Source organism: Klenkia sesuvii (genome assembly GCF_037083825.1).
GTDB lineage: Bacteria > Actinomycetota > Actinomycetes > Mycobacteriales > Geodermatophilaceae > Klenkia > Klenkia sesuvii.
The window spans coordinates 89,320-98,448 of sequence record NZ_JBAPLU010000015.1; the positions used below are offsets into that span (position 1 = coordinate 89,320).

At 74.6% G+C, this 9,129-nt stretch carries 7 protein-coding genes; 3 read left to right on the plus strand and 4 right to left on the minus strand.

Annotation, left to right across the window (positions count from 1 at the left end):
• The first annotated feature begins 54 nt into the window (after positions 1-54).
• The gene (locus TEK04_RS14770; RefSeq protein ID WP_336405111.1) at positions 55-861 is read left to right on the plus strand and encodes a methyltransferase domain-containing protein; all 807 of its coding nucleotides are present in this window, start codon (positions 55-57) and stop codon (positions 859-861) included.
• A gap of 66 nt (positions 862-927) precedes the next feature.
• Here TEK04_RS14770 and TEK04_RS14775 read toward each other — a convergent pair whose 3' ends face one another.
• Positions 928-2,025, minus strand: coding sequence for an FUSC family protein (locus tag TEK04_RS14775; RefSeq protein WP_336405112.1), 1,098 nt, complete (start codon positions 2,023-2,025; stop codon positions 928-930).
• A 17-nt stretch (positions 2,026-2,042) separates the two neighbouring features.
• Positions 2,043-3,641: a chitinase gene (locus tag TEK04_RS14780; RefSeq protein WP_336405113.1), complete on the minus strand. Its 1,599-nt coding sequence runs from the start codon at positions 3,639-3,641 to the stop codon at positions 2,043-2,045.
• A gap of 224 nt (positions 3,642-3,865) precedes the next feature.
• On the opposite strand from TEK04_RS14780, the gene TEK04_RS14785 reads away from it, so the two are divergent.
• Positions 3,866-6,922: a glycosyltransferase family 2 protein gene (locus TEK04_RS14785; RefSeq protein ID WP_336405114.1), complete on the plus strand. Its 3,057-nt coding sequence runs from the start codon at positions 3,866-3,868 to the stop codon at positions 6,920-6,922.
• Between the two features lie 51 nt (positions 6,923-6,973).
• Here TEK04_RS14785 and TEK04_RS14790 read toward each other — a convergent pair whose 3' ends face one another.
• Positions 6,974-7,300, minus strand: a complete 327-nt coding sequence (locus TEK04_RS14790; protein ID WP_336405115.1) for a TfoX/Sxy family protein — start codon at positions 7,298-7,300, stop codon at positions 6,974-6,976.
• Between the two features lie 69 nt (positions 7,301-7,369).
• Positions 7,370-8,128: a MerR family transcriptional regulator gene (locus tag TEK04_RS14795; RefSeq protein WP_336405116.1), complete on the minus strand. Its 759-nt coding sequence runs from the start codon at positions 8,126-8,128 to the stop codon at positions 7,370-7,372.
• A 98-nt stretch (positions 8,129-8,226) separates the two neighbouring features.
• Between TEK04_RS14795 and TEK04_RS14800 the strand changes: the two genes are divergently transcribed.
• Entirely contained in the window at positions 8,227-9,108 is an 882-nt protein-coding gene (locus tag TEK04_RS14800) for a haloalkane dehalogenase (protein WP_336405117.1), read from the plus strand.
• Positions 9,109-9,129 lie beyond the last annotated feature (21 nt).

Genomic DNA, 9,129 nt, shown 5'->3' on the forward strand with positions numbered 1-9,129 from the left:
CACTGGTCGGGACACAGGTTCACATCGTGGGAACGTGAGGCGCACGATGCCGGCATGGACACCTACACGCACGGGCACGCCGACGCCGTCCTGCAGTCCCACCGCTGGCGCACGGCGGGGAACTCCGCCGGGTACCTGCTGCCGCACCTGCGGGCCGGGCTCGACGTGCTCGACGTGGGGTGCGGGCCGGGCACGATCACCGTCGACCTGGCCCGCCGGGTGGCCCCGGGGCGGGTGCTGGGCCTGGACGTGGTCGAGGCGCCGCTGGGGGAGGCCCGCGCCGTGGCCGACCGCGAGGGCGTGCCGGTCGAGTTCGCGGTCGGCGACGTCTACGCCCTGGACCTGCCCGACGACTCGTTCGACGTCGTGCACGCCCACCAGGTGCTGCAGCACCTGACCGACCCGGTCGCCGCGCTGCGCGAGATGGCCCGGGTGTGCCGGCCCGGCGGGCTGGTCGCCGTCCGGGACGTCGACTACGCCGCCACCACCTGGTTCCCCGCCGACGACGGCCTGGCCCGCTGGCTGGACCTCTACCACCGCGTGGCCCGGCACAACACCGCCGAGCCCGACGCCGGTCGCCGGCTGCGGGCCTGGGCGCACGCCGCCGGGCTGCGCGACCTGACCGCGTCGGCGTCCACCTACTGCTACGCCTCCGACGCCGAGCGCCGCTGGTGGGGCGACTCGTGGGCCGGCCGGGCCACCGCCTCGGCCTTCGCCGAGCAGGCCGTCGCGTACGGGGTGGCCACCGCGGAGGACCTCGCCGAGGTCGCGGCGGCCTGGCAGCGGTGGGCCGCGGCCGACGACGGCTGGCTGGGCATGCTGCACGGCGAGCTGCTCGCGCGGGTCCCGTCCTCAAGCTGAGCGGGGTCGGTGCCGATCACCACCTGCGACGGGCGCCCCGCACGTCTGAGCCCGGTACCGGCCGGCTCAGCTGTGCGGGGCACGGACCGTCTCGGGTCGGACCTCGGCGTCGAGGGCGCGCAGGGAGCGGCGGACGCCGACGGTGACCGCGCCCAGGGCGAAGAAGCCCTCCTCGTCGGGCACCGCGGAGCTGCGCAGCAGCTGGGTCAGCCGGTCCAGCGCACCCACCGCCGCGCCGATCGCGTCGTCGCGGGCGTCGTGCCCCGGTCCGTCGTGGTAGGGGATCCGCACCACCCCGGCCAGGCCGGTGAGCGCGTCGGCCAGCACCCACCCGGTGCCGTCGTCCACCCGGTCCAGCCCGCGCCGGTGCGGCTGGAACTCCGCGACCAGGTCGGTCAGGTCGTCGATGAGGACGGCGACGCGGTCCAGCGCTCGGGACTGCTCGCGCACCCGCAGCGCCGTCCCCTGCCAGCGGGCGGCCCGCGGGTTGGCCCGCCGGGCCCGCTCGACCTGGGTCTCGGCGGTGCGCATCCGGTCCAGCGCGGTGCCCAGCTGCTCCCCGCGCCGGGACCAGTCCTGGGGGTCGGGCACGGTGCCGCTGCGGACGGCGTCGGCCATGTCCAGCAGGTGCGCCGCGACCAGGCCGCGGGTGGCCGCGATCCGCTCGACGGCGACCGACAGCATCATCGGCGGGAACAGGACGGTGGTGACCGCGACGCCGACCGCGGCGCCCAGCAGGGTCAACCCGCCGTAGCGCAGCACGTAGGCGCCCGGGTCGTCGGTGCCGATGGTGAGCATGAGGACGGCGGCGAAGCTCACCCAGCTGGCCTGCTCGCGCAGCAACCGCCACTGCTCCACCACGATCGCCAGCGCGACGATGAGCCCGATCGTGAACGCGTTGGGCACGTCGCGGGTCAGCTCGTACACCACGACGGCCAGGCCGAAGCCCAGGAACATCGCGGCCACCGTGCGCCAGGCCGCACCCGCCGAGTCGGCGACCGTCGGGTGCACCGCGATCACGGCGCCCAGCGGCGCGTAGTAGGCGTAGTCCGAGAGCGTGGCCGGCAGCAGCAGGGCGATCTGCCAGGCCAGGGCCGCGGCCAGCGAGGCCCGGATGCCCCGTTGCACCCAGGGCCGGCGCAGGACGACGACGAGCTCCCTCACCCCTGCAGGGTGCCCCCTCACCGGCCGGCGGGCTCCCCCGGGATGGTGAACAGCGGCGCCCACGCCTCGTCGGGCCCGATCGGGAACAGCACGCCCGGTGACGTGGCCTGCACCGTCCACCGCGCCTCGTAGGGCAGGCCCTCGAAGAGCACCCGTGCCCCGCGCGTGTACAGGGTGGTCGGGTCCCAGGCGTCGGTGACGTCGGTGACGGTGGGCACCGGCTCGGGGGCGGCCTCGGCGGGGCCCACCGCGCCCAGCAGCGACCACGGCGAGGGCGAGCTGCTCGTCGCCGGTGTCGTGGGGTCGACGCCGGTGGCGTACCAGCGCGCCTCGTACACCTGGCCACGCCAGACGACCTTGTAGCCGGCGGGGTACTGGGCCTCGGCGCGCCACACGGGGTACGGGCTCGTCGCCGGGTCGTCGACCACGGGCTGGCGGGAGTCGGTGCGCACCACCTCGGTGACGGGGCGGGCCGCCCCGGCTGCGCCGATCCGGTTGAACGCCGTGGTGAAGGCCAACGGCTCCTGCGCCACGCCGCTGCAGGTGTTCGAGTGCACGGCGACGTCGGTGAAGCTGGCGCCGCAGGGCTGGTCGCGGTTGATCGACCACATCGACAGCCGGCCCAGGCCGCGGTCGCGGGCGAAGGCGGTCAGGCCGGCGGCGTCCTCGACGGTGAAGACCTCGCCGTCGACGTCGTTCTGGCCGATCATCGGCGTGGCCCCCAGCCCGGCCCACAGGGCGGCGTCCCCGAGCGGCTCGCCGCGCCGCTCGTGGAGGTCGGCCAGTTGCCCGGCGGTCGCGGTGAGCGCGTCCTCCGCAGCGGCCAGCATGCCGGTGCCGGCGGGCTTGGAGCCGCCGTAGTCCATGGTCATGACGTTGACCCCGGTGAGCTCGACCCCGCCGTCCAGTGTGGCGCCGACCAGGTCGACCGCGTCGGCGGTCAGGCCGTCGGGGGTCACCGGCAGGGTCAGCCAGACCGACAGCGGCCGGTCCTCGGCGCGCCGCTCGGCCTGCACCGTGGCCAGCGCCCGGGCGCGGCGCTCGGTGGCCGCCCGGTCGGCCACGGCGGTGCCCTCGACGTCCAGGTCGACCGAGGAGAGGTCGTAGCGCTCGACGACGTCGCGGTAGGCGTCGGTGAGGTCCTGCTCGTCGGCGCAGGCGACGGCCAGCTCGTCGTTGGTGAGCCCGCCGAAGCTGACCACGACGTCGCCGCCGGCCGACCGCAGCTGGGTGATGCGCCGGTCCAGGTCGAGGTCCTGCCCGGCCTCGTCGAGGGAGTAGTAGCCGCCCCAGCTGGGCGCGCAGTCCTCGTCGGGGTCGGCGACGACGAAGGCCAGCGCCACGGTCCGGGCCGGGTTGGCCGCGGGGTCCTGGAACTGGAAGGTCGGGGTGAGGGTGACGTCGACGTAGGGCACGTGCCAGGAGGGCGCCGGGACAGCCTCGGGGGACCGGACGTCGTCGACCTGGACGACGGCCGCGGCGGTCAGCGAGCCCACGGCCGCCACGAGCAGGGTCAGCCGGGACCACGACAGCCGGCGGGCGACGGGCTGGTCGCCGTCGAGGTCGGCGTCGAGGTCGCCGTCCTGGTCTCCGACCGGCGGGGTGCTCGGGGTCATGCGGGTGCTCCGTCTCGTCCTGCTCGGGTGTCCGCTCCCCAGGGGAGGGCCTGCTCTCCCAGGTGTGTCGGCACGACGGGGGCGTCCCTGGAGCCGGGGGACCGCACCGGTCCTCCGACCTCATCCCCCCGGGGGGTGCGGCTCAACACCGGGCCGCCCGGCGCCGATGGACGGCGCAGGACGCGGGCACGGACCCGTGCGACGGACGACGAGAGCAGACCACCGTGACCCAGCAGCACCCGGACCCCGGACCGCCGGCGGTCCGCCGCCAGTGGGGCAGTGACCGCCGCACCGCCCCGCATCCGCTCGTGCCGGCGAAGGTGTCCGAGGGCCGGATGGCCATCGGGCGCCTGGCCATCGTGCTCACCGTCTCGGCGTGGGCGGTGTACGTCGCCTACACCGTCGAGCAGCAGTTCATCGAGGGCAAGGCCGACAGCGCCCGGTTGGTCATCGAGGCCGTGGTCTACCTGCTCATGGTCACCGGTCTGGCCACCTCGGCGATGGCCTACCTGATCACCCGCATCGGCTTCTTCTACCGCGCCCGGGCCCACCAGCGTGCCTCCCGGGCGGTGCTCGACGCCTTCTTCGACACCCCGGCCGCGGCGCCGGTGACCGTGCTGGTGCCCTCCTACCAGGAGGACGAGCGGACCATCCGCACCACGCTGCTGTCGGCCGCGCTGCAGGAGTACCCCGGCCTGCAGGTCGTCCTGCTGCTGGACGACCCGCAGCGCCCGACGACGGCCCGCGCGCGCCGGCTGCTGGCCGACGCCCGGGCCCAACCCGAGGTCATCGAGACCCAGCTGGCCGTGCCGGCCAGCCGTTTCCAGGCCGCGCAGGCCCTGCTGGAGCGCGAGCTGTCCGAGGGCCGGGTGTCGGCCACCGCCGACGTGTCGGCGCTGGCCGAGCACTACACCTTCGCCGTCGACTGGCTCACCGAGCTCGGCGCCGAGCACCCCGTGCTCGACCACACCGACCAGTTCTTCGTCGACCACGTGCTCGGCGGGCTGGCCCGCGACCTGGCCACCGTCGCCGCCGCGCTCGCCGACGCCGCCGCGGAGGAGGTCGTGCTGCCGGTCGAGCGGCTGCGCCAGCTCCACCGCCGACTGGTGTCGACCTTCACCGCCCGCGTGACCAGCTTCGAGCGCAAGCGGTACCGGTCCCTGTCGCACGAGCCCAACAAGGCGATGAACCTCAACAGCTACATCGGCCTCATGGGCGGCAGCTACCAGGAGGTGGACACCCCGGTGGGGCTGGCGCTCGTGCCCTGCTCGGCCCGCGCCGCCGACCTGGTCGTCGACGAGCCCGACTTCGTGCTCACCCTGGACGCCGACAGCATGCTGCTGCCCGAGTACGCCGCGCGCATGGTGCACCTGCTCAGCCAGAACTCGCACGCGCGGGTCGCGGTGGCGCAGACGCCCTACAGCTCGTTCCCGGGGGCCGCCACCCGCCTCGAGCGCATCTCGGGGGCCTCCACCGACCTGCAGCACATCGTCCACCAGGGCATGACCCAGTACGACGCCACCTTCTGGGTCGGGGCCAACGCCGTCCTGCGGAAGAAGGCCCTCGACGCCATCGTCGAGGTCGACTTCGACGGCGACTTCGAGATCCGCCGCTACATCCAGGACCGCACGGTCATCGAGGACACCGAGTCGACCATCGACCTCGGCGTGCACGGCTGGTCGCTGGTCAACTACCCCGAGCGGCTGGCCTACTCGGCCACCCCGCCGGACTTCGGCTCGTTGTGCATCCAGCGCCAGCGGTGGGCCAACGGCGGGCTGCTCATCCTGAGCAAGCTGCGCCAGCAGGTGCGCGCCCGGCGGGCCCGCGGCGAGCGCAACCGGTTCGGCGAGCTGTTCCTGCGGGTCAACTACATGGCCTCGATCTGCTGGAGCTCGATCTGCCTGCTCGGCATGCTGCTCTACCCGTTCAACGACGAGCTGCTCAACCCGCTGCTGCTGCTGGTGTCGGTGCCCTACTTCCTGATGATGGCCGGCGACCTGCGCTCGGTCGGCTACCGGCGCACCGACGTGCTGCGCATCTACGGCTTCAACCTGATCCTGCTGCCGGTGAACCTGTCGGGCACCTTCGCCTCGCTGCTGCAGCTGATCACCGGGGAGAAGAGCGCGTTCAAGCGGACCCCGAAGGTGCGGGACCGCACGACCGCCGGGGCCGTGTACCTGCTCGCGCCGATGGCCCTCATCGCCTGGTGCGTGGCCACGATCGTGGTCGACGTCCGGCTGGGCCAGTGGGTCAACCTGGGCTTCGCGACCCTGAACGCGGTGCTGGCGACCTACGCCATGGTGGCCTTCGTCGGGCTCGGCCACACCGCCACCGACCTGTGGGTGCACCTGCGGGACTGGCTGTACCGGCCGGTCCCGACCGCCCCGGCCCGCGGGGTCGGCGCCGCCCCGGCGCCGGACCGGCGGCCGCGACCCACCCGCGCGGTCGGCGTGGTCGAGCCGACCGCCGTGCCCGACTGGGCGTCGGTGCTGCACTACGGCCTGCCGTCGGTGGCGTCCGCCGTGCCGGGCGGTGAGGAGCGGCCGCTGCCGCCGCGTCCGGTCACCGCGGCCGAGCCGGACGGCGAGGCCGCCGTCGTGGCCGCGTTCCGCGACTTCATCTTCTTCACCGTCTTCCAGCCGGTGGTCGACCTGACGACCCAGGAACCGGTGGGCTACGAGGCCCTCTGCCGGTTCGCCGACGGGCGGCCGCCCGAGGAGCGGTTGGCCGCCGCCCGCGACCGGGGGCTGGGCGTCGACCTCGACGGCGCCATGCTGCGGGCGTCGCTGGCCGCCGCCGCAGGCCTGCCGGCGGGTGCCTGGGTCTCGGTCAACGTGTCCGCCGGCATGTGGGACGCCCGCCGCGAGCTGGCCTCGATCGTCGGGCGGGCCACCAGCCCGGTCGTGCTGGAGTCCGGCGGGCTGGTCGGCGGGCGGGACCTGGACCCGGCCGACGTCCCCCTCGGCGTGCGGGTGGCGCTGGAGGACCCGCTGGTGGGCTACGACAGCTTCAGCCGGGTCGAGCAGCAGCGGCCGGCGTTCCTGAAGCTCGGCCGCGAGACCACGGCCGGCCTGGAGCACGACCCCGCGCGGCGCGCCCTGCTGGCCGCCCTCGTGCCCTTCGCGGCGGCCCGGGAGTGCGAGGTCGTCGCCAGCGGCGTGGAGACCGCAGCCGAGCTGGCCGCCCTGCAGTCGTGCGGGGTGCGGCTGGGTCAGGGCTTCTTCCTCGGCCTGCCGGCCCCGGCCCCGGCCCCGAGCGCCGCCCGCGCCGCTCTGGGCTGACTGTGCGGCTGGCCGGGTCCGCTCCCCACCGGGAGCGGGCCCGCCGTCGCCTCAGCGGGCGGCCAGGGCCGCCGTCCGGCCGGTCGCCACGTACTCCGCCACGGCCGGCACGGTCGGCAGCAGCCCCGGGTCGACGAGGACCCACCCGGCCAGCTGCCGCCCCTGCATGACCATCCGCGCGACGCCGTCGCGCGCGACGAGATCGTCGGCCACGGCGGGGTCGCAGCGCACCATCAGCCCACCGCTGCCGCTCACCGCGACCGCCATGGCGCCCCCGACGAGGAAGGCGAGCCCGCCGAACATCCGCTTCTCGGTGACGTCGGGGACGGCGGCCAGCGCCTCGCGCACGCGGTCGGCGAGGTCCACGTCGTGGGGCACGCGGGCATCGTGCCGGGCCCCCGCCGAGGGGGCAAGAGGGCGTCCCCGTGCCGGGACCGCCGAGCCGGGTCACCCCCGGCGGGCGGCGTTGGCCTGACAGGCGGTCGCCAGGAACGCCGCGAGACCGGGCGCGATGCCCTCGTAGTACGCGGTGAACCGGTCCTCCTCCACGTACATCCGGCCCAGGCAGGCGTGCATCTCCGGCGGACAGTCGTAGAACCGCCGGCTGATCTGCTGCCGGTGCTCCTCGGCCAGGTCCATCGCCCGCTCGCCGTCGGCCGGGGCTCCCTCGGCCAGCGCCGTGGCCACCCGCCGCTCCAGGTCGTCGGTCTCGGCCTTGATCGCCAGCCAGTCGGCCTTGGTGTAGCTGCCGGTACGGGCCTGCGACTGCGCCCACGCCTCGGTGTCCCCCCACCGCTGCTCGGCCTCGTCGGCGTACTCCTCGGGCAGCCAGTCGCCGAACACCTCGAGCTTCTCCTGCGGGGTCACGGGGTTGCCCATGGCCAGTGCCTCCATCTCCTTCTCGACGGCCGCCACCATCCGGTCGGTCCGGTCCCGCTGCTCGGTGAGCAGTCGGTGCTGCCGGCGCAGGTGGTCACCCGCGTCGACGTCCGGGTCGTCCAGCAGCGATCCGATCTCCTCGAGGCCGAAGCCGAGCCCGCGGTGGAGCAGCACCTGCTGCAGCCGGTCCACGTCGGGCAGCTCGTAGACGCGGTACCCGGCCGAGGTGCGGCCGGACGGGGTCAGCAACCCGATCCGGTCGTAGTGGTGCAGCGTGCGCACCGTGACCCCGGCCATCGCGGCCAGTTCCCCCACCGTGTGGCTCATCCTTCTGCCTCCTCTGACGACGTGGATGGAACTGCCTGACGTCGCGTCAGGGTCAAGCGTCTTCTGCGATCTTCTCGGTGCGGGGCCACGCTGGGGCCATGACGGTGTCGCCGGAGGACCGGTTCCCCCGCTCGCGGGTGCGCATCCGCGGGCACGAGATGGCCTACGTCGACACCGGCGAGGGTGACCCGGTCGTGCTGCTGCACGGCAACCCGACGTCGTCCTACCTGTGGCGCAACGTCATCCCGCACCTGACCGGGCTCGGCCGGTGCATCGCGCCGGACCTCATCGGCATGGGCGAGTCGGACAAGCTGCCCGACCCGCAGCGGGGCACCTACTCCTTCTCCGCGCACGCGGAATTCCTGGCCGACCTGCTCGACGAGGTGCAGGCGAAGGAGCGGGTCACGCTGGTGCTGCACGACTGGGGCGGCGCGCTCGGGTTCGACTGGGCCCGCAAGAACCCGGAGCGGATCCGGGCCATCGCGTTCACCGAGACCATCGTGACGCCGCTGCTGTGGGCCGACTGGCCGCGCGCGGCCAAGGGCGTGTTCCAGGGCATGCGCTCCGACCGCGGCGAGGAGCTGGTGCTCGAGCGCAACACGTTCGTCGAGCGGATCCTCCCCGCCTCCACCCTGCACGGGCTGACCCCCGAGGCGCACGAGCGCTCTCGGGCGCCCTACCCGACGCCCGAGAGCCGGTGGCCGACGCTGGAGTGGCCGCGCAACATCCCGATCGAGCACGTGCCGCCGGACGTGCACGACGCTGTCGACGCCTACGGCGAGTGGCTGGCCCGCTCCGACGTCCCCAAGCTGTTCGTCGACGCCGACCCCGGCTCGATCCTGGTCGGCCGGCAGCGCAACCTGGTGCGCCGCTGGCCGAACCTGACCGAGGTGCAGGTGCCCGGCAACCACTTCGTCCCCGAGGACAGCCCCGACGAGCTGGGCACCGCGATCGCCGACTGGCTCCGCACGATTCCCTGACCCGCCCCCTGCCCCCGCCCC

Coding starts and splice junctions, on each gene's coding strand:
- TEK04_RS14770 (WP_336405111.1), top strand. CDS start 55: ATGGACACCTACACGCACGGGCACGCCGACGCCGTCCTGCAGTCCCAC.
- TEK04_RS14780 (WP_336405113.1), bottom strand. CDS start 3,641: ATGACCCCGAGCACCCCGCCGGTCGGAGACCAGGACGGCGACCTCGAC.
- TEK04_RS14800 (WP_336405117.1), top strand. CDS start 8,227: ATGACGGTGTCGCCGGAGGACCGGTTCCCCCGCTCGCGGGTGCGCATC.
- TEK04_RS14795 (WP_336405116.1), bottom strand. CDS start 8,128: ATGAGCCACACGGTGGGGGAACTGGCCGCGATGGCCGGGGTCACGGTG.